This is a genomic window from Streptomyces sp. P6-2-1 (genome assembly GCF_050613165.1).
Classification (GTDB): Bacteria; Actinomycetota; Actinomycetes; order Streptomycetales; family Streptomycetaceae; genus Streptomyces.
In genome coordinates this window covers 429288-453059 of record NZ_CP192513.1, presented here as the reverse complement: position 1 = coordinate 453059, position 23772 = coordinate 429288, and the positions used below count along the sequence as shown (strand labels likewise).

The 23772-nt window shown below is 74.2% G+C and carries 23 protein-coding genes; 7 read left to right on the top strand and 16 right to left on the bottom strand.

Going from position 1 to position 23772, the window contains the following annotated elements:
* The first annotated feature begins 56 nt into the window (after nt 1–56).
* Nucleotides 57–1562, top strand: coding sequence for a glycosyltransferase 87 family protein (locus ACQYWQ_RS01970; protein WP_431032121.1), 1506 nt, complete (start codon nt 57–59; stop codon nt 1560–1562).
* A 20-nt stretch (nt 1563–1582) separates the two neighbouring features.
* The gene (locus tag ACQYWQ_RS01965; RefSeq protein ID WP_431032120.1) at nt 1583–1885 is read left to right on the top strand and encodes a YciI family protein; all 303 of its coding nucleotides are present in this window, start codon (nt 1583–1585) and stop codon (nt 1883–1885) included.
* Between the two features lie 70 nt (nt 1886–1955).
* On the opposite strand, the gene ACQYWQ_RS01960 is transcribed toward ACQYWQ_RS01965, so the two are convergent.
* A complete protein-coding gene (locus tag ACQYWQ_RS01960) occupies nt 1956–3524 on the bottom strand; it encodes an MFS transporter (protein WP_431032119.1) in 1569 nt (522 codons plus the stop codon).
* Nucleotides 3525–3845: 321 nt separating this feature from the next.
* Between ACQYWQ_RS01960 and ACQYWQ_RS01955 the strand changes: the two genes are divergently transcribed.
* On the top strand, nt 3846–5732 hold the full coding sequence (locus tag ACQYWQ_RS01955) for a discoidin domain-containing protein (RefSeq protein WP_431032118.1): 1887 nt from the start codon (nt 3846–3848) through the stop codon (nt 5730–5732).
* Between the two features lie 103 nt (nt 5733–5835).
* On the opposite strand, the gene ACQYWQ_RS01950 is transcribed toward ACQYWQ_RS01955, so the two are convergent.
* The 4 genes from ACQYWQ_RS01950 to ACQYWQ_RS01935 all read right to left on the bottom strand — a co-directional run bounded on the left by ACQYWQ_RS01950 (nt 5836) and on the right by ACQYWQ_RS01935 (nt 8211).
* Nucleotides 5836–6414, bottom strand: a complete 579-nt coding sequence (locus ACQYWQ_RS01950; RefSeq protein WP_431032117.1) for a DNA-3-methyladenine glycosylase I — start codon at nt 6412–6414, stop codon at nt 5836–5838.
* A complete protein-coding gene (locus ACQYWQ_RS01945; RefSeq protein WP_431032116.1) occupies nt 6411–6632 on the bottom strand; it encodes a hypothetical protein in 222 nt (73 codons plus the stop codon). Before ACQYWQ_RS01945 ends, ACQYWQ_RS01950 begins: the two co-directional genes overlap by 4 nt.
* Nucleotides 6633–6731: 99 nt before the next feature.
* Nucleotides 6732–7688, bottom strand: coding sequence for an aldo/keto reductase (locus ACQYWQ_RS01940; protein WP_431032115.1), 957 nt, complete (start codon nt 7686–7688; stop codon nt 6732–6734).
* A gap of 49 nt (nt 7689–7737) precedes the next feature.
* Nucleotides 7738–8211, bottom strand: coding sequence for a MerR family transcriptional regulator (locus ACQYWQ_RS01935; protein ID WP_431032114.1), 474 nt, complete (start codon nt 8209–8211; stop codon nt 7738–7740).
* Between the two features lie 204 nt (nt 8212–8415).
* On the opposite strand from ACQYWQ_RS01935, the gene ACQYWQ_RS01930 reads away from it, so the two are divergent.
* Nucleotides 8416–9294 (top strand): NAD(P)-dependent oxidoreductase, encoded by an 879-nt coding sequence (locus ACQYWQ_RS01930; protein WP_431032113.1) that lies wholly within the window; start codon nt 8416–8418, stop codon nt 9292–9294.
* A gap of 56 nt (nt 9295–9350) precedes the next feature.
* Here the strand turns inward: ACQYWQ_RS01930 and ACQYWQ_RS01925 are convergent, their stop codons facing one another.
* Nucleotides 9351–9542 carry a hypothetical protein gene (locus ACQYWQ_RS01925; RefSeq protein ID WP_431032112.1) on the bottom strand — a complete coding sequence of 64 codons (192 nt, stop codon included), beginning with the start codon at nt 9540–9542 and terminating at the stop codon, nt 9351–9353.
* 354 nt (nt 9543–9896) lie between these two features.
* A complete protein-coding gene (locus tag ACQYWQ_RS01920) occupies nt 9897–10958 on the bottom strand; it encodes a hypothetical protein (RefSeq protein WP_431032111.1) in 1062 nt (353 codons plus the stop codon).
* 177 nt (nt 10959–11135) lie between these two features.
* Between ACQYWQ_RS01920 and ACQYWQ_RS01915 the strand changes: the two genes are divergently transcribed.
* Nucleotides 11136–12221 carry an S-(hydroxymethyl)mycothiol dehydrogenase gene (locus ACQYWQ_RS01915; RefSeq protein WP_431032110.1) on the top strand — a complete coding sequence of 362 codons (1086 nt, stop codon included), beginning with the start codon at nt 11136–11138 and terminating at the stop codon, nt 12219–12221.
* Nucleotides 12221–12850, top strand: coding sequence for an MBL fold metallo-hydrolase (locus tag ACQYWQ_RS01910; RefSeq protein ID WP_431032109.1), 630 nt, complete (start codon nt 12221–12223; stop codon nt 12848–12850). Before ACQYWQ_RS01915 ends, ACQYWQ_RS01910 begins: the two co-directional genes overlap by 1 nt.
* Before the next feature lie 109 nt (nt 12851–12959).
* On the opposite strand, the gene tatA is transcribed toward ACQYWQ_RS01910, so the two are convergent.
* Nucleotides 12960–13166 (bottom strand): Sec-independent protein translocase subunit TatA, encoded by a 207-nt coding sequence (tatA, locus tag ACQYWQ_RS01905; protein WP_431032108.1) that lies wholly within the window; start codon nt 13164–13166, stop codon nt 12960–12962.
* 146 nt (nt 13167–13312) lie between these two features.
* Here tatA and ACQYWQ_RS01900 point away from each other — a divergent pair, with 146 nt between their 5' ends.
* Entirely contained in the window at nt 13313–14842 is a 1530-nt protein-coding gene (locus tag ACQYWQ_RS01900; protein ID WP_431032107.1) for an LCP family protein, read from the top strand.
* On the opposite strand, the gene ACQYWQ_RS01895 is transcribed toward ACQYWQ_RS01900, so the two are convergent.
* The 8 genes from ACQYWQ_RS01895 to ACQYWQ_RS01860 form a co-directional block, all read right to left on the bottom strand.
* A complete protein-coding gene (locus ACQYWQ_RS01895) occupies nt 14833–17331 on the bottom strand; it encodes an HAD-IC family P-type ATPase (protein ID WP_431032106.1) in 2499 nt (832 codons plus the stop codon). The genes ACQYWQ_RS01900 and ACQYWQ_RS01895 overlap by 10 nt on opposite strands.
* Entirely contained in the window at nt 17324–17671 is a 348-nt protein-coding gene (locus tag ACQYWQ_RS01890; RefSeq protein WP_431032105.1) for an ArsR/SmtB family transcription factor, read from the bottom strand. The genes ACQYWQ_RS01895 and ACQYWQ_RS01890 overlap by 8 nt, the downstream gene beginning before the upstream one ends.
* A 73-nt stretch (nt 17672–17744) precedes the next feature.
* Nucleotides 17745–17969 carry a twin-arginine translocase TatA/TatE family subunit gene (locus tag ACQYWQ_RS01885; RefSeq protein ID WP_431032104.1) on the bottom strand — a complete coding sequence of 75 codons (225 nt, stop codon included), beginning with the start codon at nt 17967–17969 and terminating at the stop codon, nt 17745–17747.
* Between the two features lie 157 nt (nt 17970–18126).
* Nucleotides 18127–19140 (bottom strand): sporulation protein, encoded by a 1014-nt coding sequence (locus ACQYWQ_RS01880; RefSeq protein ID WP_431032103.1) that lies wholly within the window; start codon nt 19138–19140, stop codon nt 18127–18129.
* A 127-nt stretch (nt 19141–19267) separates the two neighbouring features.
* Complete coding sequence (locus tag ACQYWQ_RS01875) at nt 19268–20359, bottom strand: PucR family transcriptional regulator (protein WP_431032101.1); 1092 nt, start codon at nt 20357–20359, stop codon at nt 19268–19270.
* Between the two features lie 15 nt (nt 20360–20374).
* Complete coding sequence (locus ACQYWQ_RS01870) at nt 20375–21628, bottom strand: cation:proton antiporter (RefSeq protein WP_431032100.1); 1254 nt, start codon at nt 21626–21628, stop codon at nt 20375–20377.
* A 6-nt stretch (nt 21629–21634) separates the two neighbouring features.
* Nucleotides 21635–22120 (bottom strand): cation:proton antiporter regulatory subunit, encoded by a 486-nt coding sequence (locus ACQYWQ_RS01865; protein WP_431032099.1) that lies wholly within the window; start codon nt 22118–22120, stop codon nt 21635–21637.
* A gap of 938 nt (nt 22121–23058) precedes the next feature.
* Nucleotides 23059–23379, bottom strand: a complete 321-nt coding sequence (locus ACQYWQ_RS01860; protein WP_431032098.1) for a DUF3040 domain-containing protein — start codon at nt 23377–23379, stop codon at nt 23059–23061.
* Nucleotides 23380–23772 lie beyond the last annotated feature (393 nt).

Here is a 23772-nt window from a genome sequence, read left to right as displayed (position 1 = left end):
CGGAAACGCGCCGTACGGAGCCGCGCCGCGCCGTCCGCCGCTGCCACCCTGAACCGGTGCTCCGCTCCCTCCGCCCCCCGCAGCCCCCGCACCCCCCGAAGCCCGCACGCCCCCTCAGGCCCGCGGCCGCGCTCGCCGCGTGCCTCGCCGCGCTCGGCGCCCTCGTCACGACCCTCACCGTGACTCTGGGCGGCGACGCCTTCCACACCGATCCCGAACTGCTCACCTATCAGTACGCGGCCTGCTGGCTCCTCTTCGCGGGGGCCGCCTTCGCCGTGCGCGGCCTCGGCCCCCGCTCCACCCGCCTCCTGGTCGTGGCCGGCGGACTCGCCGTCGCCTGCACGGGCCTCGTCGCGCCGCCGACGACGAGCACCGATTCCTACCGGTACGCGTGGGACGGCCGCGTCCAGGCCGCGGGGATCTCCCCGTACGACCACGCCCCGCGCGATCCCGCGCTCGTCGCGCTCCGCGATCCCTGGCTCTTCCCGAAGGGGCACGCCCACTGCCGGGGCAGGGAGCGCCCGCACCTCTCCGCGCGGGGCGCGCCCGGGCCCGTCGCGTGCACCCGCATGAACCGCCCGCGCCAGCACACCATCTACCCGCCCGTCGCCGAGGCCTACTTCGCCACCGTGCACGCCGTCTCCCCGCAGCACGCCCGCCACAAGCCCCTCCAGACCGGTGGCGTCCTCCTCGCCACCGGCACGACCCTCCTCCTGCTCCGTGCCCTGCGCCGCGCCGGTCGCTCCCCCGCGGGCGCCGCGCTGTGGGCCTGGTGCCCCGCCGTCCCCGTCGAGGCCGTCAACAACGCGCACGTCGACGTGCTCGGCGCCCTCCTCGTCGTCGCCGCGCTCACGCCACCCCTCACCGCGCGCCGCCCCGGGCTGCTGCTCGGCGCGGCGACCGCCGTGAAACTCCTCCCGGCCGTGCTGCTGCCCGCGCTCCTGTCCGGCGCCCGCGGAGCGCGTCAGTTCCTCGCCCCCGTCCTCGGCTGCGCCGCCGTCGTGGCCGCCTGCTACCTCCCGTACGTCCTGTGGTCGCACTCCTCCGTCCTCGGCTACCTCAGCGGTTACGTCCACGAAGAGGGGTACGAATCCGGGAGTGTCGCGGGCGAGGAGCGGTACGCGGTCCTGCGCCTCCTGCTGCCCGCCGCGCTCGCGCCGGCCGCCGTCGCCGTCGGCGGCATCGCCCTGGCCGCGTGGGTCGTCCTGCGCGGCGACCCCGCGCGGCCCTGGCGCGGCGCGCTCCTCGTCATCGGTGGCCTGTTCCTGCTGCTCACCCCCGGATACCCGTGGTACGCGCTGCTGCTCGTCGCCCTGGTCGCGCTCGACGGCCGCGCGGAGTGGCTCGGCGTCGCGCTCGCGGGCAGCGCCGCCTACGTCACCGCCCGGACGATCCCCGGGCCCGACGACATCGCGAGCACCGCCTACGGCCTCGCCGCGCTCGCCGTCCTCGTCGGTGCCCTCGTCCGCGTCCTCGCCCCGCGCGTCCGGCGTGCCCGCGGTGCTGAAATCATGGCGCGGCACCCCCGCCGCGAGGCGCCCGCCGCCGCCCGGCGCACCTGAACCCGAAAGGACGTGTCCCGATGGCCCTCTTCGCCGTCGTCTACGCCTACCCCGCGGGCAGCGAGGCCCCCCGCGACACCCACCGCCCTGCCCACCGCGCCTACCTGAGCGCGCTCGCCGACCGCGGCCTGATCCTCGTCTCGGGCCCGCTCAGCAACCCGGCGGGCGAGGGCGGACTGCTCATCCTCCGCGCCGACTCCGCCGAGGAGGCCCTCGCCCACACCGAGCAGGACCCCTTCAGGCTCCAGGGCCTCGTCGAGCAGGTCACCGTGCACGAGTGGAAGGCGGCGGTCGGCCCGCTCGCCGAGAGCTTCGCCGCCTGAGCGGGGCACCCGGGTACGGGTAGGGGGCCGCCCGCGCGCGTCGCGGCCGGCCCCCTACCCGTACGCCGCCTCAGGTCGCGATCGTCTGATCGCCCGTCGCCGGGCGGCCCCAGCGGTAGATGAGCCCCGTCAGGACCACCCCCACCGCGAAGATCGCCGCCGACCACCAGAACGCGACGGTGAAGCTGTGCAACTGGGCCTTCGCGAGCACGAGCTTCGTGGGCCGCTTGCCCGCCACGTAGTTCGTCGCCGCCGTCGTCGCGAGGGTGTTGAGCAGCGAGGTCCCCACCGAGCCGCCCACCTGCTGGCACGTGTTGACCATCGCGGACGCGACCCCCGCGTCCTGCGGCCGCACCCCCGCCGTCGCCATGTTGAACGCCGGGGCGAAGATGAGGCCGACCCCGAAACCGGTGACGAGGAGCGGCGCGAGGATGTGCGCCGCGTACGTGCTGTGCAGGTCGAGCCCCGTCAGCCAGGCCATGCCCCCGGCCGCGAAGAGCATCCCGGGCGGCACGAGCGGTCTGGGGCCCGTGCGCGGCAGCACCGCGTTCGTCACGACGACCGACATCACGATCATCACGCCGACCATCGGGAGGAAGGCGAGCCCCGTCTTGATCGGCGAGTAGCCGAGGATCTGCTGGAGGTAGTACGTCAGGAAGAGGAAGACCCCGAAGAGCCCCGCACCGGCCAGGAAGATCGCCAGGTACGAGGCGCCGCGCTGGCGGTGGAGCACCACGCGCAGCGGCAGCAGCGGATGCGCCGTGCGCCGCTCCCGCAGCACGAACACCACGAGGAGCACGGCGCCGCCCACGAGGAAGCCCCAGGTCTGGGGTGATCCCCAGTGGTGGCGCTCCGCGTTCGAGAAGCCGTAGACGATGCAGAAGAGCCCCGCGGTCGCGAAGAACGCGCCCGGCAGATCGAGTCCCGGCTGTTCCGCGGGGCGCCCGCCCGAGATGAGCCGCACCGCGCCCACGATCGCGAGCACGGCGAAGAGCAGATTGACGTACAGGCACCAGCGCCAGTCCAGGTACTCGGTGAGGACCCCGCCCAGGAGCAGCCCCACCGCGCCGCCCGCGCCCGCGACGGCCCCGTAGATCCCGAACGCCTTCGCCCGTTCCTTCGCGTCGGTGAACGTCGTGGTCAGCAGCGAGAGCGCGGCGGGGGCGAGCATCGCGCCGAAGACGCCCTGCGCGGCCCGGGCGATGACGAGCATCTCGAAGCTCTGCGCGGCCCCGCCGACGCCCGAGGCGGCGGCGAAGCCGACGAGCCCCGTCAGGAAGACGATCTTGCGCCCGATGAGGTCGGCGAACCGCCCGCCGAGCAGCAGCAGCGAGCCGAAGGCGAGTGCGTAGGCGGTGATGATCCACTGCCGGTTGCCGTTGCTGAAACCGAGGTCCTTCTGCGCGGACGGCAGCGCGATGTTCACGATCGTCGCGTCGAGCACCACCATGAGCTGGGCGGTCCCGATGACCGCGAGTACCCACCAGCGGTGCTGCTGGGCCCGGTTCCTGACGACCTCGTGCCGGGCTTCGCGCTCCGCACGCCGTCCTCCGCCCTGCCCGCCGCCCTGCCCCGCGCCCTGTCCTCCGCTCGAACCCCCGCCGCCCTGGTCGGCCGGGCCCTCGGATCGGTGCTTCATGGTCTTCAGCCCTTCGACGCTCCGATATGTCACGGTATGCGTCATGCGCGGAGGCGGCGAGCGGTGCGGGGCCGTCCGGGGCAGGGGCGTTCCACGGCGGTGCGGGACAACACTTTTTCTTCAGGAAATGAAGGAACAACTGCCCGGCAAAGCAACCGAGTTGCTCGTGCGTCCAGTTTGGTTAGAAGTCTTGACGGCATCCTTGGCGCTCGGTTTACTCACGCGGCAGGAGACGGACCGGTATCTCCCCCACTCCGCGCACCCCCCACGCCCCTTCCCCCCACGCCCCTTCCCCCCACCTCCTCCGACAGGAGCGCTCTCATGCCCGCCCGCACCCGCCGCACCCCCCACAGGCGCGCCCTCACGCTCGCCCTCGCGACCCTCTCGGCCGCGAGCCTCCTCGCCGTGCCCGCCCTCGCCGACCCGGGACCCCACTCCCTCCCGCGCGCCGCGGCCGCCGACTGGGACACCGACCTCGCCGCCGCGGCCGTCGCGGCCGACCCGCAGGCCGCCACCGCGTCGGGCGGCACCGCGGCCGACGCCTTCGACGGCAGCGACGGCACCTCCTGGACCAGCGACGACTCCGCCACCGCCTGGCTCGCCGTCGACCTCGGCAGCAGACTCCGCGTCGACCGCGTCGTCCTCGACTGGGGCGACACGTACGGCAAGAAGTACGTCGTCGAGGTCTCCGACAACGGCACCGACTGGCGGCCCTTCTACACCGAGGACGACGGCAACGGAGACACCCTGACCGCCCAGACCTACCCGCAGGAGGTACGCGGCCGCTACGTCCGGATGCGCGGCGTCGAGCGCTCCGCGGACGGCGGCTACGTGCTCGCCTCCTTCCAGGTGTACGGGGGCACTCCCGCGCCCGCGTCCACCTCGCGCACCAACCTCGCCCTGCACCACCCCGCCTACAGCGACCTCTACCAGGGCGCGGGCGCCAACCCCTCCTTCGTCACCGACGGCGGCATCCCCGCCGACCTCACGGGCGACGCGAGCCGCTGGGCCAGCGACTGGAACGCCGACCGCTGGGTCTCCGTCGACCTCGGCGCCTCCTCCACCATCGACAGCGTCGACCTGTACTGGGAATCCGCCTTCGCCGTCGACTACGAGATCCAGGTCTCCGACGACCAGCAGAACTGGCGCACCGTCTACCAGCCGTCCGCCGACGAGGTGGCGGCCCGCCGCGCCGACATCGGCACTCCCGGCCAGTCCGCGGGCAAGCACGACACCGTGCAGCTGCCCGAGCCCGCCACCGGGCGCTACGTGCGCATGCTCGGCAAGGAACGCCGCTCCTTCTACAACCCCGCGCCCGCCACCGCCCAGTTCGGCTACTCCCTCTACGAGTTCCAGGTCTGGGGCACGGGCGGCAGCGACGAGGCCGCCTACCCCGCGCTCCCCGGCGAGCAGGGCGGCGACTACCGCACCACCTTCTTCGACGACTTCGACGGCGACGGCCTCGACCGCTCCAAGTGGCGCGTCGTGCGCACGGGCACCGAGATGGACCCCGTCAACGGCGAGTCCCAGGCCTACGTCGACTCGCCCGACACGCTCAGCACCCAGGACGGCGTCCTCCAGCTCAAGGCCAAGTACTGCGAGGGCTGCACCGAGGCCGGTGGCACCACCTACGACTTCACCTCGGCCCGCATCGACACCAACACCAAGTTCGACTTCACCTACGGCAAGGTCAGCGCCCGCATGAAGCTGCCCGTCGGGGACGGCTTCTGGCCCGCCTTCTGGCTGCTCGGCAGCAACGTCGACGACCCCGAGGTCTCCTGGCCCGGCTCGGGCGAGACCGACATCATGGAGAACATCGGCTACAACGACTGGACCTCCAGCGCCCTGCACGGCCCCGGCTACTCCGCCGACGGCAACATCGGCGCCCAGCAGACGTACCCGGACGGCGGCGCCGACCAGTGGCACACCTACGCCGTCGAGTGGAAGCCGACCGGCATGACCTTCTCCGTCGACGACCGCGTCGTCCAGGAGACCAGCCGCAACAAGATGGAGTCCACGCGCGGCCAGTGGGTCTTCGACCACGACCAGTACGTGATCCTCAACCTCGCGCTCGGCGGCGCCTACCCGGCCGGGTGGAACCAGGTCACCGAGCCCTACTGGGGTCTCCCGCAGTCCAGCGTCGACAAGATCGCGCAGGGCGGCGTCGAGGCCGACATCGACTGGGTGCGCGTCGAGCAGAAGGGCTGAGGCCCCGGCCCTCGTGACGGGCCGGGGACCCCCCGCGCCCCGCGCGTACCCCCGGTCCCGGAACGGCGACCCCCACCGCCGTCCGGGACCGGTCCCGCGCCACTCAGCCCCCGCTCGCCCCCGCCACCACGAAGCAGTCCCCCGCGTGGTCGTCCACGACTCCCGTCGCCTGGAGGAACGCGTACACGATCGTCGTCCCCACGAAGGAGAACCCGCGCTTCTTGAGGTCCTTCGCGAGCCGGTCCGACACGTCCGTGCGCGCCGGGGGCTGCACCCCGCGCGCCCGGTGGCGCACCACGGGCCGCCCGTCCACCCACGACCACAGGTACGCGTCGAAGGAGCCGAACTCCTCGGCCACCGCGAGGAAGGCCCGCGCGTTGCGCGGCAGCGAGGCCACCTTGAGCCGGTGCCGCACGATCCCGGCGTCCCCGAGCAGCGCCTCCAGCTTCGCCGGGCCGTATCCGGCGACCGCCTCGACGTCGAAACCGTCGAGCAGCCGCCGGTAGTTCTCCCGCTTGTTGAGCACCGTCGACCAGGAGAGACCCGCCTGCGCGCCCTCCAGGACGAGCATCTCGAAGAGATACCCGTCATCGTGCGCGGGGCGGCCCCACTCGCTGTCGTGGTACTCCGTCATCAGCTCCGAGGTGCCCTCGGCCCAGGCACAACGCCGCACCTCGCTCACGCCCGCACCCCCAGCAGCGCGCACAACTCCGCCTCGTTCCCCGCGAACCCCGCCGCCCGCAGCGCCGCGTCCGCCTCCGCCATCGGCCCGGCGAGCAGCACCGCGGCGGCGGGCGCCGTCCCGGGATCGGCGAGCACCGCCCGCGTCGCCTGCCGCAGCCGCAGGCAGGCCCGCGCCGCCAGCACCCCGCGCTCGTCCGTCCTGTCCCGTACCGTCACCGCACGCTCCCCGTCTCCACGGCGCGGGCCCGGTGCCGCGCGCCGGTCCCCAGACTGCACCACTCCACTGACAACGCCCGGGGACCACGCGCGCACCTCTCAGCTGGCCTCGCGCGCCCCCTCGGCCACCCCGTACGGCGACACCTCGTCGATGCGCGCCAGCTCCTCCGCACGCAGCGAAAGGCCCGCGGCGCCCGCGTTCTCCTCCAGCCACTTCCGCCGCTTCGTGCCCGGAATCGGTACCGCGCCCCGGCCCGAGAGCCAGGCCAGCGCGAGCTGAGCCGCCGTCACCCCGCGTGCGGCCGCCAGTTCCCGCAGCCGCTCCACGACGCGCAGGTTCGCCGCGATGTTCTCCTCCGCGAACCGCGGCAGCCCGTGCCGCGCGTCGTCGGCGGCGAGATCGTCGGCCCGCGTGATCGTCCCGGTCAGGAAGCCCCGGCCGAGCGGCGAGAACGCGACGAAACCGATGCCCAGTTCCCGTACCGTCTCCAGCACGCCGTTCTCCTCCACGTCGCGGCTGAAGAGCGAGTACTCCGACTGGAGCGCCGTCACGGGGAACGTCGCGTGCGCCCGCCGGATCTCCTCCGGGCTCGCCTCGCTCAGCCCGATGTACCGCACCTTCCCCGCCGTCACCAGCTCGCCCATCGCCCCGACGGTCTCCTCGACCGGTACCGAGGGGTCGACCCTGTGCAGGTAGTAGAGGTCGATGACGTCCGTGCCCAGGTGCCGCAGCGAACGCTCCACGGCGCGCCGGACGTGCCCGGGGGAGCCGTCGTGCGCGTGGTCGCCGCCGTCCTCGAAGTCCTTCGCGAACTTCGTCGCGAGCGTGATCTCCGCCCGCCGCCCGCCGAGCGCCCGCGCGATCAGCTTCTCGTTCTCGTACGGGCCGTACGCCTCCGCCGTGTCGATGTGCGTCACGCCGATGTCCACCGCGCGCCGCAGCGTCGCGACCGCCTCGGCCTCGTCGCGCGGCCCGTACCAGACGCTCATGCCCATCGCCCCGAGCCCCTGCTCCGAGACCTTGAGGCCCTGTGAACCGAGTGCGATCGTCCTCATGCCGTGTCTCCTTCCTCGCGGTGCTCCCGAGGTCGGGTGGTCACCGTGGTCAGTGTTCTGTCGTGTGCGCCGGGGTCGCGGACCGGTCGCCCGCGCTTTCGCTGCCGGCTCCGCCGTCCGTGGCCGCGGCGCGGTAGTACGCGATCTTGCGGTCGATCGCCGCGAGGTGCGTGCGCGTCTCGCGCAGCCGCTCCAGGACGCGCTCCCTGTGCGCCTCGAAGACGGCGAGGCGTTCGGCTTCGGTGCCGGGGCGGCGCGTCAGCGCGGCGAAGGCGCGGATGTCACGGATCGGCATCCCGGTGCGGCGCAACGTCACCACACCCGCGAGCCACTCCAGGTCGCGCTCCGTGTAGCGCCGCTGCCCCGTCCCGGTACGCCCGGCCGGTTCGGCCGTCAGGCCCTCACGCTCCCAGTACCGCAGCGTGTCGATACCGAGACCGAGAGCCGCCGCGGCCTCGCCGATGGTGAGACCGCCCCGCGGCACCTCCACATCCGGCCGCAGCCGGGGAACTCGTACTGCCATGCACACCACCCTCCGCCCTGGAGCGCGCTCCAGGGCAAACGCCGTGCCCCCGCACCGGTCCGGCGGGGCGGAATCCTCAGTGTGGTGCCAGGCTGGGGGAAGCGGCTCGCGCGCCACGAGGCAGGTCCCGTACCACCACGCCGCACCACGAAGGCGCCGGGCCCGCGCCGCGGGCCCGCACCACGACTCAGGGAGGAACCCCTCATGTCCGATTCACCCCTCGTCGCCGTACTCGGCACCGGCATCATGGGCGCGGGGATGGCCCGCAGCCTGCTCCGCGAGGGTCTCTCCGTGCGCGTGTGGAACCGCAGCACGGACAAGGCGCTGCCGCTCGTCGCCGACGGCGCCGAACTCGCCGCCGATCCCGCGGCCGCCGTGCGCGACGCCGACGTCGTCCTCACGGTCCTCAACGACGGCACTGCGGTCGCCTCCGTCATGGAGCAGGCCGCCCCGGGGCTGCGCGCCGGGCAGCCCTGGCTCCAGGCGTCCACGGTGGGTCTCGCGGCGACGCGGACCCTCGCGGAGAAAGCGGCGGCGCACGGTGTCGTCTACCTCGACAGCCCCGTCTCGGGGACGAAGGAACCCGCCGAGCAGGGCAAGCTCATCGTCCTCGTCTCGGGTGACGAGGCGGCACGGCCCGCCGTCACGCCCGTACTCGACGCGATCGGGCAGCGCACGGTGTGGGCGGGGAGCGAGCCGGGCGCGGCGACGCGGCTCAAGCTCGTCGTGAACTCCTGGCTCGTCAACCTCGTCAGCTCCGTCGCCGAGTCCCTCAACGTCGCCGACGCGCTCGGCGTGGACCCGCGGCTCTTCCTCGACACGGTCACCGGCGGGGCACTCGACAGCCCGTACCTCCAGATGAAGGCGGACGCGCTCCTCAAGGGCGAACTCGACCCCAGCTTCGCGCTCTCGACCGCGCTGAAGGACACGCGCCTCATCCTGGAGGCCACCCGCCCCAGCGGCGCCCGTCTCGACCTCCTCGACGCCACGGCGGCGCGCTTCGCCCGCGCGCGCGACGAGGGGCACGGCGGCGAGGACATGATCGCGACGTACTTCGCCGGGCGGCCCGCGGGGGATTCCTGAAACGGCGGGGGTGCCCGCGAGGCGGGCGCGCGCTCACCCACCTCGCGGGCACCCCCTCACTCCGGCTCCCGTCGTCCCTCCTCGGGACGCAGCCCGAGCGCGTCGAGCAGCCGGGCCAGGTCGTCGGCGTTTTCGGCCCGCGCGGCGAGCGCCCTGCGCGCCCTGCTCCGCTCCGCCGCGAGGGCGGCCCCCAGCGTCTCTGCCTCCTGCCGCTCCAGGCGGTCCAGGTCACGCGCGTCGTGGCTCATCGCCACAGTGTCCCCGCCCCGGGGCGCTCGCGCCCGCCGAACCCGCGGCACCTTTCCCTCCTCGGCCGGGTCCTCACCGTGCGCGGGGCGTACCCGCACCCCGCACGGCCGCCTTCCCCGGGGAACGCCCGGCGCACGTCGTCCCCGCGTGCGCGCCGGGGGGCGGCCCGTGCGTGGTGAGCGCGCTGACCTGGCGACTGCCCGCACCGAGCACGTACCGGTGGCGGCGCGGACTCACGGGGGCGCCCGCCGCCCCGCGCGGGGCGCCCGCCTTCGTCCCCTCCGTGTGCCGCGCGTCGAGTGACGGGGCGTGGGGCGTGGAGCGCTCCCTCGAACGAGTGATGTGTGTGACAGTCACACTTCCCTGAGTGCTCCGGGCCCTGCCCGCCCGTCGCGGACGATCCCCGCCGCCGCCTCCTCGACGCGCGGCAGCAGTTCGGCGGCCGTCCGCTCCCCGCGCGCCCGCAGGTCCGCGTACCCGCTCAGGCCCAGATCGGCGAGGACCTCGCGGAAGCCGGGCAGCAGCCCGCGCTGGAGCGCCGGGGCGTCGGCGGCGAGGACGGTGTGGCAGCGCGCGAGCGTCGCGACGATCCAGAAGACCGCCTCGCGGTGCAGCCCCCGGGCCACGAGGTCCGCGCTCCCGTCCACCGCGACGGGCCGCGCGTCGGGCCGCAGGTCGGCCGCGTAGGGGAACGGCGTCCGCACGGGGACCCCTGACGTCGCGTCGAACGTCTCGGTGAGCACGGCGAGGTGCCCGGCGACGCGGGCCCGGTCCAGGTGCGCGCAGCCCAGCGCGCCGAGCAGGTCCTCGTACAGCTCCTCGTGCGGGCCGGGTACGAGGACGTCGCGGACGGCCGGGTAGCGCAGGCGGATCGTCGGGTTGCGCAGCGCGGCGACGAGGAGGACGTGCGTCGTGACGCCGCTCGGGAAGAGCCATGCCGTGACCTGCTGCGGCAGGGGCGCGTCCGCGGGGAGCGCGGCGAGCCCGTTCCTCACCCGCCCCGCCGCCTGCGCGCAGCGGCGCAGGACGTGCTCCGGGCGGGCGAAGCCACGCGCCACCTCGGCGACGAGCGCCGCGAGCCGTCCGTCCGGGTCGGCGATGAGCGTGTCCGTACGGGCGAGCGGCGGCGCCAGGTGGTAGTCGCCGAGCACCGTGTCCGCCGAGGCGAGCGCCGCCCACGGCTCGTACGTGACCTCAAGGAGCGCCCCCGCGTGCGGGAACTTGCCCGGCTTCGGCGGCGGCAAGGGGGTGTCCAGCACGACGACGAGGTCCACGTCCGCGTACGGCGAGAGCACCGCGTCCGCCGCGAGCCCCACCGTCGAACCGCTGAAGTACGCCCCGGCGAAACCCGGCAGCCCGGGCCCGTTCCGCGCCACCCAGTCGCGAGCCGCTTCCCGTGCCGTACCGACGCGCATGGCGCCCCCCTCCGGTGAAAAGCCACAGGGTAGCGGGTGGGGCGCGGACCCGCCGTGAGTCTCCCCCTCGGTGGCGGGCAGCGGGAGCTGGGGGACAATCGCCCCTGTCGCGGACCTTTCGCATTCCATGCGGGTACCGAGCAGGACAGACAGGTCAGAACGAGAGAGGCGGCACTCATGCCACAGCAGGTTCAGGGCGTCATCGCGCGGGCGAAGGGGGCTCCGGTCGAGATCGCCACGATCACCGTGCCTGACCCCGGGCCCGGCGAGGCGGTCGTACGCGTCCAGGCGTGCGGGGTCTGTCACACCGACCTCCACTACCGGGAGGGCGGAGTCAACGACGAGTTCCCCTTCCTGCTCGGCCACGAGGCCTCGGGGATCGTCGAGTCGGTCGGCGCGGGTGTCACCGAGGTCGCCCCGGGCGACTTCGTGATCCTCAACTGGCGTGCGGTGTGCGGCGAGTGCCGCGCCTGCGAGCGCGGTCGGCCGTGGTACTGCTTCAACACCGCCAACGCCACGCAGCGCATGACGCTTGAGGACGGCACCGAGCTGACCCCGGCGCTCGGTATCGGCGCCTTCGCGGAGAAGACCCTGGTCGCCGCCGGGCAATGCACCAAGGTCGACCCCGAGGCGTCCCCCGCGGCCGCCGGGCTCCTCGGCTGCGGTGTCATGGCGGGCATCGGCGCGGCCATCAACACCGGCAACGTCACGCGCGGCGACTCGGTCGCCGTGATCGGCTGCGGCGGGGTCGGCGACGCGGCCGTCATGGGCTCGCGCCTCGCGGGAGCGGCGAAGATCATCGCGGTCGACGTCGAGGACCGCAAGCTGGAGACCGCCCGCAGGCTCGGCGCGACCCACACCGTCAACTCGCGCACGACCGACCCGGTCGAGGCGATCCGCGAGCTGACGGGCGGCTTCGGCGCCGACGTCGTCATCGAGGCGGTCGGCCGCCCCGAGACGTACGCGCAGGCCTTCTACGCCCGCGACCTCGCAGGGACCGTCGTCCTCGTCGGCGTCCCGACCCCCGAGATGCGCATCGACCTGCCGCTCATCGACGTCTTCGGGCGCGGCGGCGCGCTCAAGTCCTCGTGGTACGGGGACTGTCTGCCCTCGCGCGACTTCCCGATGCTCATCGACCTCTACCGGCAGGGCCGCCTCGACCTCGACGCCTTCGTCACCGAGACGATCGCGCTCGACCAGGTCGAGCAGGCGTTCACGAAGATGCACGGGGGCGACGTGCTCCGCTCGGTGGTGGTCCTCTGATGGCCGTACGCATCGAACGCGTCGTCACCTCGGGCACCTTCTCGCTCGACGGCGGCACCTGGGACGTCGACAACAACGTCTGGCTCGTCGGCGACGACAACGAGGTCCTCGTCATCGACGCGGCGCACGACGCCGAGGCGATCGCCCGCGCGGTGGGGGACCGGCACGTCGTCGCGATCGTGTGCACCCACGCGCACGACGACCACATCGACGCGGCACCCGCCCTCGCCGAGGTCACCGACGCCTCCGTGCTGCTCCACCCGGAGGACGTCCCGCTCTGGAAGCTCACACACCCGGGGATACTGCCGGACGGCGAACTGGCGGACGGACAGGTCCTCGGTGTCGCCGGTACGGAGCTGACGGTGCTGCACACGCCGGGCCACTCGCCCGGCGCGGTGTGCCTGTACGCCCCCGCGCTCGGCACCGTCTTCACCGGGGACACGCTCTTCGCGGGCGGTCCCGGCGCGACGGGCCGTTCCTTCAGCGACTTCCCGACGATCATCGAGTCGATCCGCTGGAAGCTCTTCGGGCTGCCGCCCGAGACCGAGGTGCGCACCGGGCACGGCGACAGCACCACGATCGGCGCCGAGGCCCCGCACCTCGACGAGTGGGTCACGCGCGGCTACTGACCCGCGCCCGGTGCCTCGGCCTCGCCGCCGGGAGCGCCGGTGCCGATGCCGAGGCCGAGGTGCGTTTCTTCGACGGCGTCGGTCTCGGCACCGGCGGGCTCCCTTCGGCTCAGCCGGTGGTGCGTGCGGAGCGCGGCTCTCCTTCCGCCTCGGGGGAGTCGTGCTCCGTGCGCAGCGCCTTCGTCTCGCTCTTCAGGATGCGCAGCGACTTGCCCAGCGCCCGCGCGGTGTCCGGCAGTTTGCGGGAACCGAAGAGGACGACGACCACGACAAGAAGAATGAGGAGGTGCCAGGGTTCGAGTCCGTTGCGGATCATGATCGCCTCGTTCCGAGTCCGGGGAGCCCGGGGGCAGGAAGGCGCGCACCCCGGGAAGCTTGCTACATTGCGCAACTGTACAGCCGTGGGTGGAGCCGGTCAGGGGGCCGGCCGACCGTGGGGACCGAGCCACTGAGGGGACGCGCATGACTCGCAAGGAAGCGGCCGCACAGCGTGGGGCGTCCTCCAGGGCGGGGGGAAGGCGGCGGGCGGGGGCCCGCGGGTCCCACGGGAGGGGCAGGTCCCGGCTCCTCAAGGGACTCGGCGTGCTCGCCGCCTTCGCCGTCCTCGCCTGCGGCGGCTTCGGCTGGGTGTGGCTCAAGCTCAGCGGCGACATCGGCACGTTCAGCCAGGACGGGGTGGCGAAGGAACGGCCCGACGACACCGGGCCGGGCGAGAACATCCTTGTCATCGGCTCCGACACCCGCGCGGGCAAGAACAAGGAACTCGGCGGCGGCGAGGGCGACATCGGCCGCTCCGACACCGCCTTCCTGCTCCACGTCTACGCCGACCACCGGCACGCCGTCGCCGTCTCCGTACCGCGCGACACCCTCGTCGAGATCCCCCGCTGCCGCCTGCCCGACGGAAGCTGGAGCGCTCCGCAGCCGAACACGATGTTCAACGCGGCGTTCACCGTGGGCCAGACCGAGGAGGGCAACCCGGCCTGCACCCAGAACACCGTGGAGAAGCTCACCGGGCTCCGCGTCGACCACACCGTCGTCGTCGACTTCAACGGATTCTCCAAGCTGACCTCGGTCGTCGGCGGCGTCTCCGTCTGCCTGCCCAACGACATCTACCAGCGCGACCTGAGCCCCAAGCGCCCCACGCGCGGCAGTCTCGTCTTCCACCAGGGGCTCCAGAAGGTCTCGGGACAGCGCGCTCTCGACTACGTGCGGTTGCGCCACGGCGTCGGCGACGGCTCCGACATCGGCCGCATCAAGCGCCAGCAGGCCTTCGTCTCCGCGCTCCTGAAGAAGGTCAAGGAGAACGGCCTCACCCCCACCAAGCTCCTGCCGCTCGCCGAGGCGGCGACCAGCTCCATGACCGTCGACCCCGGTCTCGGCTCCGCCGACAAGATGCTCGGCTTCGCGCTCTCGCTCAAGAACGTCGACCTGCACAACACGAAGTTCGTCACCGTCCCCTGGCGGTACGAGGGCGAGCGCGTCGCGATCGTCCAGCCCGACGCCGACCGGCTCTGGGCCGCGCTCAAGGCCGACAAGCCCCTCGCCGACCCGGGCAAGGAGAAGAAGTCGCAGTCCACCGACGCGAAGAACGGCGACAAGAGCGCCGAGCCCGTCACCGGCGCGGGGATCACCGTCGCGGTCCGCAACGGCACCACGGTGCCCGGGCTCGCCGCCAAGGCCGCCGGCATCCTCGGCACGGGCGGCTTCACGGTCGCCTCCACGGGCAACGCCGCCGACCTCACCGCGGCCACCACGACCATCGGCTACGGCCCGGGCGAGAAGAAGTCCGCCCAGACCACGGCCCGCTGGTTCCCCGGCGCGAGCCTCACCGAGAGCGAGACCCCCGGCATCACCGTCACCCTCGGCCGCACCTACGCCGAGGACCCCGCGGCAGCGCCCGCCACCCCGCAGCCCACCACCCCGTCGAAGCCGGTCGGCTCCGACGCCCGCTCGGCCGACGAGAACCCCTGCGAGGACCTCTCCTACGGCTGATCCCCGGCACGCCGCTCCCGCAGCCACCGCAGCGCCGCCCCGTACGCCAGCAGCAGCACCGCGACCGCCCCCCACACCCGCCACGGCAGCGCCACCATCCCCAGCGCGGCGCCCACCGGGCTCGGCGGCAGTGCGACGCCCACGACGACGAGGCCCGCCACCGCCGCCCACAACACCTTCGGCACCCGCCCGGCCCCCGGCCGCAGCACGAGGAGCACGAGGGCCTGCGTGAGCAGGTTCTCGGCGAACCACCCCGCGTGGAACAGCGCCTCCCAGCGCGCCCCCGCAGCGCCCCCGGCGCCCCAGGCCAGCGCCGCGAACGTCAGGACGTCGATCCCCGCGTTGAGCAGTCCGTACCCGAGGATGCCGCGCACCAGCGCCCGTGTCCGCAGCGGCACGGGCCGCGCCGAGGCACGGGCGACCGCCCCGCGCCGTACGTAGGCCGTCTGCGCCACGTCGAAGCACAGGTTCTGCACCAGGACCTGCGTGGGCAGCATCGGCAGGAACGGCAGCAGCAGCCCGGCGACGAGCATCGCCACGACGTTGCCCAGGTTCGAGGAGAGCGCGGCGCGCAGATACGCGAGAACCGTCGCCGTGCCGCCGCGCCCGGCCCGCACCGCGTGCCCGGCCGCGCCGAGGTCCTTGCCGCCGAGCACGAGATCGGCGTGCTCGCGCGCGAGCGCCACCGCGCCGGGCGGGCACAGCCCCACGTCCGCCGCACGCAGCGCGGGCACGTCGTTCCAGCCGTCGCCGAGGAAGCCCGTGACGTGCCCGGCGGCACGCGTGCGCCCCACGAGCCACGCCTTGTCCTCGGGCGTGCACCGCGCGAAGACCCGCCCCCGCGCGGCACGCGTGGTCCGCTCCGCCTCCGGCAGCGCGGCGAGCGCGCGCATGTCGACGACCTCGCCGGGGTCGAGCCCCAGGTCCCGGCAGGCCCGCGCGGCGGTGCCCGGCTGATCCCCGGTGAGGACCCGTACCTCGACGCCCAGCGTGGTCAGCTCGCGCAGCGCGTCGGCGACCCCTGCCACCGGCGGGTCCCTGAAGGTGACGAAACCCGCGAGCGCGAGCCCGCGCTCGTCCGCGGGCGTGAACCCCCGCCCGGGCCGCGCGGCACGGTGCGCCGTCGCCACGGCGAGCACCCGCAGTCCGCTGTCCGCGAGCCGCGCGGCGAGCGCCTCGGCCCGCTCCCGCTCCCCTGACCCGAACGCACACCGCTCCAGGACCGCGTCCACCGCGCCCTTCACCACGAGCACGTGCGCGCCGGGCACCCCGGGCTCCGTGAGGAGCACGCTCGCCCGCCGCCGCTCCGCTTCGAAGGGCAGCGCGGCGAGTCCCTCGGGCCCGAGCGGATCGATACCGCTCTCGCCCGCCGCGGCCAGCAGCGCCTCGTCGAGCGGCGCGGGGCGCGGCACCTCGCCCAGCTCCAGCGTCCACGCCGCGGCGACCGCGGCGAGCCGCAGGGGCTCGGGGTCGGGCGTCCCGCGCGGGTCGACACTCGCGTGCACGCGCGGCTCGTCCGTCGTCAGTGTCCCCGTCTTGTCGACGCACAGGACCTCCACGGCGCCCAGGTCGTGCAGCGCCGAAGGCCGGTTGACGATCACGCCGTGCTCCGCCGCGAGCCGCAGCGCCGCCCGCGCGGGCGCGAGCGTCGCCACCACGGGCAGCATCTCCGGCGTCAGGCCCACGGCGACGGCGACGGCGAACGGCAGCGTCTGCGCCCCCTGCCCCTGTGCCACCGCGTCCGCGCACAGCACGAGCGGCGGCACGAGGAGCATGAACCGCACGAGCGTCCACGCGACGCCGCGCACCGAGGCGGCGAACGCGCTCGCGGGGCGCGGCGGCCCGTCCCATGCACCGAGCAGCCGCGTCCGTGTCCCTGTCGCCGTCACGAGCCCCGTCGCCGTGCCGCTCGCGACCGTCGAGCCGAGCAGCGCGCCCCCGGGGTCCCCGGCCCGCCGCGCGACCGCGTCGGACTCGCCGCTCAGCGCCGCCTGCCGCAGCCGCAGCCCGCGCGTCCGCAGCAGCCACAGGTCGGCGGGTACGCGGTCGCCCGGGCCGAGCAGGACGACGTCCCCGGGCACCAGCTCGCCCACCGGCACGTCCCGCACCCGGGGCTCCGCGCCCGCGCGCGCCCTGCGCCGTACCGCGGCCGTGTCCCCGAGAAGCGCGTCCAGCGCGGCCGAGGCACGCTCGGCCCTGCGCTGCCCGAGGGCACGCAGGAGCAGGCTGAGGCCGACGAGGAGCGCGGTGACGGCCGCCGTGCCCCAGGCGCCGACGAGCGCCGAGACGGGGGAGAGGGCGAGGAGCACCGCGGTGAAGGGGTCGGCAAGGCCCTGGCGCGCGAGCCGCCACCACGGCGTGAGCGCGGGCACCGGCGGCAGGTTGGGGCCGTACCGCGCCGCGCGCAGTGCCGCCTCCTCCTCGGTGAGACCGCGCGGCGAGGACTCCAGGCGGCGCAGGACGTGCAGGGGCGCCGCGGTCTCAGGCACCGAGGGACCGCTCGGGTACGGCGGGGGCCTCGCTCCCCGGGGCGAGCAACGCACCGACCAGCTCCACGATCCGCGGATCGCGCAGGTAGTAGACCTGGCGGCGGCCCTCGCGGCGGGAGCCGACGAGACCGCCGAGCTTGAGTTTCGTGAGGTGCTGACTGACGGCGGGCAGCGCGCCGCCGAGCCGCTGCGCGAGCCGCGTCACATCGCTCTCGCCGCCCGCGAGGGCCCAGACGAGGTGGAGCCGGGCCGGTGAGGCGAGCAGCCCGAAGACCGTCGCCGCCGCGTCGAGTGCTTCCGCCGCCGGGTCACCGGCGAAGCCGCTCCCTTCCCCGCTCACACCGCTCTCCGTTCCGCCGGTCCTGTCGGGCGCCCCGGCCGCACAAGTGTAGGCAGCGCCCGGCGGGCACCCTTCAGGCGGCGGGCTCGTCCCGCTCGCGGGTCCACTCACCGGGCCTGGCCTTGATGAGCTTGGGGTCGGCCGGGTCGGTGACCGGCGCCTCGGAGGTCGCGCGCGCCTCGCTCCTGAGAACGCGGCTCGCCCGGCCGGCCGAGCGCACGAGGCCCGGCAGCCGCTTCACGCCGAGTACCACGATCACGACGAGGAGCAGGATCGCCAGCTCACTGAGTCCGAACACCGGGTGCGCTCCTGGGGGAAGGGGGCTTCGGGCAGTACGCCGGACCGGGGCGGAACGGCGTCCGGGCCAGAATCTACAGGAGTGTGGAAGCAAGGGGAGAGGGCCTTTCCCCCTCGTTCACCCCGCGGGCCCGGCCGGCCCCTCGGCCGCCGCGCGCTCACTCCTCGCCGCCGTCCCCGTCCTCACTCCCGCCGTCCTCGTCCCCCTCGATCCAGTCGCCCACCTCGTCGACGACCTCGGCAGCGACGAGACCGCCCGCGACGCCCACCGCGAGCCCGGCGGCCCCCGCCAGGACCGCGCCCCCCGCCCCGTGGCCCCCGCCGCTCTCGTGGTGGCTCGCGTGCCCGCCGCCGTACGGGTCCGCGTGGTTGTAGTACGAGCCGTGATCGCCGTACGCGGAGCTGTGCTCCAGGAGGTGGGTGACCCAGCCGTCGACTTCGCTCGTCCAGTCGAGGCCGGGTACGTCCGCGTGCGCGACGGTGAACCGGGTCAGCGCGTCGTGACCGCCGCCGAGCAGCCCGCCCCGCTTGTCGGCCTCCAGGACCACCTCGGCACCGGTGGACGAGGCGAGGAAGGTGACCTCGACCTCGTTGACGGCGTGCGCGAGCGCCGGCGGCGGGGTCAGCTCGATCTCCTGGTAGAAGGGCAGCCGCTGCCCCGTACCGCCGATCCTGCCCAGCTCCAGGTCCGCCGAGCGGAAGCCCCAGCCGAGCCGCCCGAAGGCGTCGAGCACCGCCTCCTGCACCGGCAGCGCGGTCACCACGAGGGCATCGATGTCCCCCTTGTCGCGGGCCCCGCCGAGCGCCACCTCGGTGCGCACCCCGAGGACGATGCCGAGCGGCTGCCCGTACAGCTCGGTCGTCGGCGTCTCCCACGGCAGCGCGAGCGCGAAGGGCAGGACCCGCTCCTCGCCCGCTTCGAGCGTGAAGTCCCCGTCGACGTGGTGCCGCCCGAAGACGATCCCGCCCTCGTGCTCGCCCGTCTCGCTCTCCGCCTCGACGCGCGCGAGGAGTTCCAGCGTGATGCCGTCGATCCGCGCCCGTGTCTCGCCGCCGCCGAGCCGCACCTCTCCCGTGAGCGTGCCCCCCGGCAGGACGGGCTCGTCGCCGAGCACCGTGTCGACCGAGGGCCCGCCCGCGCCGAGCGCACCGAGCAGCCGCTTGAACACCATCGCGCACATCCTCCTGGGACTCCTGGGAAACGGCGCGCACCCCTGGCGGCGCCGACGCGGTCCCGTAGAGCATAAAGGCGCAGGCAGACCCCCTTCGACCGCTCGCGAGGCGCGGGGTGAGGGGCTGTCAGGAGCTTTCTCGGCCCCTCGTCTGATCCGCCCGTGCGCCGCGCGGCCAGCCGAAGTACCGCGCGCCGATGATTGCCGTGTGGAGCGAGTAGCGGTCGAGGGAGTCGGCGAGATCGAGCCCCGTGAGGGTACGGATGCGTTCCAGGCGGTACGTGAGCGCCCGGACGCTCAGGTTGAGACGCCGCGCGGCCTCCGCCGACACGCAGCCCGCCTCGAAGTACTCCCGCAGGGTCGCCAGGAGCGGCCCCGAACCGCCCCGCGCGTCCTCCAGCGGCCCGAGGACGGTGTCCATGAGGTCGAACATCGCCTGCCGGTCGCGCGTGAGCACGGGGAAGACGAGCAGGTCCTCCGCGTGGAGCACCGGCTCCTCCAGCTCCATGCGCTCGCCGACCCGCAGGACTTCGAGCGCCTCCTCATAGCTGCGCACGACCCCGCCGGGACCGGTGTGCGGGCGCCCGACCGCCGCGCGGCACTCCTTGCCGAGCACGTACGCCTGCTTCGCGAAGAACCGCGCGATCTCCTCCTGCCCGCTCGGCGCGACGCAGATCAGCACCTCGTCCTTCGTCGTGAGGAGCGTCCTGCGGTCACCGAAGCGCGCGAAGACCGCGTCCTGCACGCCGCGCGTGACGGGATGCCCGTCGTCATAGGCCTCGGCGCCGCGCGCCACAGCGACCACGTGCGCGTGCGCGAGCCGCAGCCCGAAGCGCTCGGCGCGCTCGGCCATGCGGCCCTGGTTGCCACGCCCGTGCAGCAGGTCGTCGATGAACTCGCGGCGCGCCGCCTCCTCGTGGCGCACCGCGAGCCGCTGGGCCCGCTCGTAGCCCTCGGCGCTCGCGTCGACCGCCTGCTCCACGGCGGCGAGCACCTCCGGCGCCGAGGCCCCCGGCGGGGCCGGCCAGTCGCTGCGCGCGGCGGCGAGGAGGCCGTTGACGAGTGAGCGCAGCCCGTACCCGGCCTCCGCCGCCTCCTCGCCGAGTCTGCGGCGCGTCTCGATCTCCTCGCGCCGCAGCCGCCGCCCTGTCTTCGCGACCTCGGCGAGGGTCTCGCGGAAACCCTCCGTGTACAGCTCGGGAATCTCTCTGGGGTGCACGTCCCCCTCGCCCCCTCAGTTCGCTGCCGCGGTGCTGCCGGGGTTGTCGGCGGCCCGCGCCCCGGGAGGCTCGGCCGGTACGGGGAGTTCCTTGCCGCCGCTCGTGGCCTGCTCCTTGCGGTACAGGAAGCGGCGCGCGAGCGGCTCGGTCCAGCGGGCGGTGAGCGGCCCGAGGATGACGAGGATCAGGACGTACGCGGTCGCCAGCGGCCCGATCTCGGGGGCTGTGGCCACGGCGAGCCCCGCGATGACGATCGAGAACTCGCCGCGTGCCACGAGTGTGCCGCCGGCCCGCCAGCGGCCCGCCCGCTGCACCCCGGCCCGCCGGGCCGCGTACCAGCCCGTGGCGATCTTGGTGAGGACGGTGACGACGGCGAGGAGCAGGGCGGTGAGGAAGACCGGCGGGATGTCCGCGGGGTTGGTGGACAGGCCGAAGAAGACGAAGAAGACGGCGGCGAACAGGTCGCGCAGCGGTGCGAGCAGGTTGTGCGCGCCCTCGGCGACCTCGCCCGAGAGCGCGATGCCGACGAGGAAGGCGCCGACGGCGGCGGAGACCTGGAGTTCCGCGGCGACCCCCGCGACGAGCACGGTGAGACCGAGCACGACGAGGAGCAGCATCTCGGGGTTGTCCGAGGAGACGGCCCGGCTGATGAGACGGCCGTGCCGCAGTGCCAGGTAGAGCACGAGGCCCACGGTGCCCAGCGAGATGACGAGGGTCAGGCTCGCGCCGCCGAGGCTGAGCCCGGCGAGCAGCGCGGTGAGGATCGGCAGGTAGACCGCCATCGCGAGGTCCTCGATGACGAGCACCCCGAGGATCACGGGCGTCTCGCGGTTGCCGAGCCGCCCCAGGTCGCCGAGGACCTTCGCGATGACCCCGGAGGAGGAGATCCAGGTGACCCCGGCCAGGGCCACGGCGGCGACGAAGCCCCAGCCGAGGATCAGCGCGCACAGGAACCCCGGCAGGGCGTTGAGGACGAAGTCCACGATGCCCGAGGGGTACTGCTTCTTGAGATTGGTGACGAGTTCGGATGCGCTGTACTCCAGGCCGAGCAGGAGCAGCAGCAGGATCACCCCGATCTCGGCACCGGTGGCGACGAACTCCTCACTGGCGTCGAGCGGCAGGAAACCTCCCTTGCCGAAGGCCAGGCCCGCCAGGAGGTAGAGCGGGATGGGGGAGAAGCCGATCCGCCCGGCCAGGCGGCCGAGTATGCCGAGGCCGAGAATGATCGCGCCCAGCTCTATCAGCAGTTCAGTCGTCGTGTCGTGCACGAGGGGTCATCCTCCAGCGATCAGTTCGGCCACGGCGTCCACTCCCTCACGGGTCCCGACGACGACCAGTACGTCGCCGATCGCGAAGCGGAAATCCGGGGTCGGGGAAGGAACCGCGTCGGTGCGCCGCAGGACGGCGACGATCGAGGCCCCTGTCTTCGTACGTGCCTGCGTCGCGCCGAGCACCCGGCCGGCGAAGGGCGAGCGCTTCGTCACCGGGATGTGTTCCGTGACGAGGTCGATCTCCATGTGCTGGCGCAGGTACCGCACCGGGTCGGGCTTGAGCAGCCCGGCGAGCGCGAGCGACTCGCCGGGGTCGAGCTGAGCGGCGTCACGGCAGGTGTCCTCGTCCTCCGGGTCGTGGAGGCCGAGGATGCGGCGACCGTCCTGGTGCACGACGACCGACAGGTGCCTGCCGGATTGCGTGTCCAGGTCGTAGCGCGCCCCGATCCCGGGGAGGGCGGTCTTGGTGAAGTGAGCGGTGGGCTCCATCGAGAACTCCGTACGGTGTGTCGCTTGCGCGTTTTCGCGTGCGTGGGTGTGCAGGGGACGGGTGTCACGGGGGACCGTGACAGCCCATACCGTGTCATCCCTGCTGCGCGCACAGAACACCCGTGCGTGGGTAGGGGACGGAACCGGGCTCCTTCAGGGGTGCGGAGGTGCGCCGGAGCGACCGGCCGCGCGGGAGGGGAGCCCGGAAAGGACGGTGGGGATACGGGGGAGCGGTCTCCCCCTGTCGGGGTGCGGGAGGGGCGAGGGGAAGGTCCGGCGGTACGGGCCTGCGGGGGCGGACGGGACGAGGGTTCGCCGGGGGCTTCGCTGGGCCGGACGGGGTCTCGCTGTGCTGGATCTCGCGGAGGTGGGCGGTACGGCGGTACGGGGCCGGGCCGCACCGTGGTCCGGACCGGAGGGACGCGGGGCGCGTACCCCTGGGGGAGCGCCGGGGCGGGCCGCTCAGGCGCTATGCGGAACGGCTTCGCGGGGGCGCACTCCGATGGCCCTGCCGCGAGAGGGAGGGCGGAGCGCCGCGCCGGGGCCGGGTTGAAGCGGCAGTGCGCGAAGGCGGGTGCGCCGGTCGTGCTCCACGGGACCACCCCCTCCCAGGCCTGCGAAGGCGGCCCTGTGACCGGGCCGCTCGACGCGCCGGGACGCCCAGGAGGGCGTGACCGGCTTGGTTATTTGACCAGTACTTTAACGTACGGCAAATGGGATGAAACGGTGGATTTCGTGGCGAAGTTCGCGTATCAACTGGTGGGAATTTTCCCGCTCTTGAAGGACTCGCGCGAGGCGGGCGCCGCGATTTCGCGTGCGCCGGGGCCGTGCGTGCCGGGGCCGCGCGTGCCAGGGCCCCGTGCGCCGGGGCCGCGAGCGGGCCCGGTACCGCGCGCGGGCGGCGGGCCCGGTACCCCCGGCTCGGCGCCCACGCGCGCTCAGTGTCGCGAGTGAGGCGGGCGATGCGGGGCGAGGCGGGGGCGCGTGAAGGCGCCGCCGGTCCCGCGGCCGCGTGCCCCGGGGTGCGGGTCGAGCAGCTGCGCGGCGATCCCGGCAGCGACGAGCCCCGAGGCCAGCACCACGCCGTGCCCGGCGACCAGGCCGCCGCACAGGGTCCCGAGCGCGAGGACGAGCAGCAGTATCACCCAGGGGTGCGAGGTCCTGGGCGGCCGCCCGGTGCGCAGTGCCCGCTCCAGGCGCGGGTCCTCCGCGCGCAGCCCGCGCTCCAGCGCCCGCAGTGTCTCGTCCTGACGATCCATCGCCCGTCTCTCCCTCCGTGCCTCCCGGGTCCCCGCTTCGGCGGGCCCTGCGGCCCGCGCCCCTCGGCGGCACGTACCCAAGGGATTCCGTCCTCGGGCCCCGTCCACACCTGCTGGAGCGGTTCCGCCGCCACCGTCCGCCGGGTCCTTCCCCCGAAGCCTCTCCCGGGGCCGGGGGCGGGCGCCATCCGGAATCACCCCCACCTTTCGTGGCGGGTTCGTGGGGGAGAACCCTGAGCGGCGCGGAGCCGGCCCCGCGACGAACGGGGCAGCGCCCCCGGGCGGAAATGGGTGGTGCCACGGATGGACCCGTCGGGGGCGGATCGGGGAGGCTGGGGGCGGGGCCCGTCGTGCGGCACGACGGACACGTACGGCCAGCGGTCCGGCCACCGG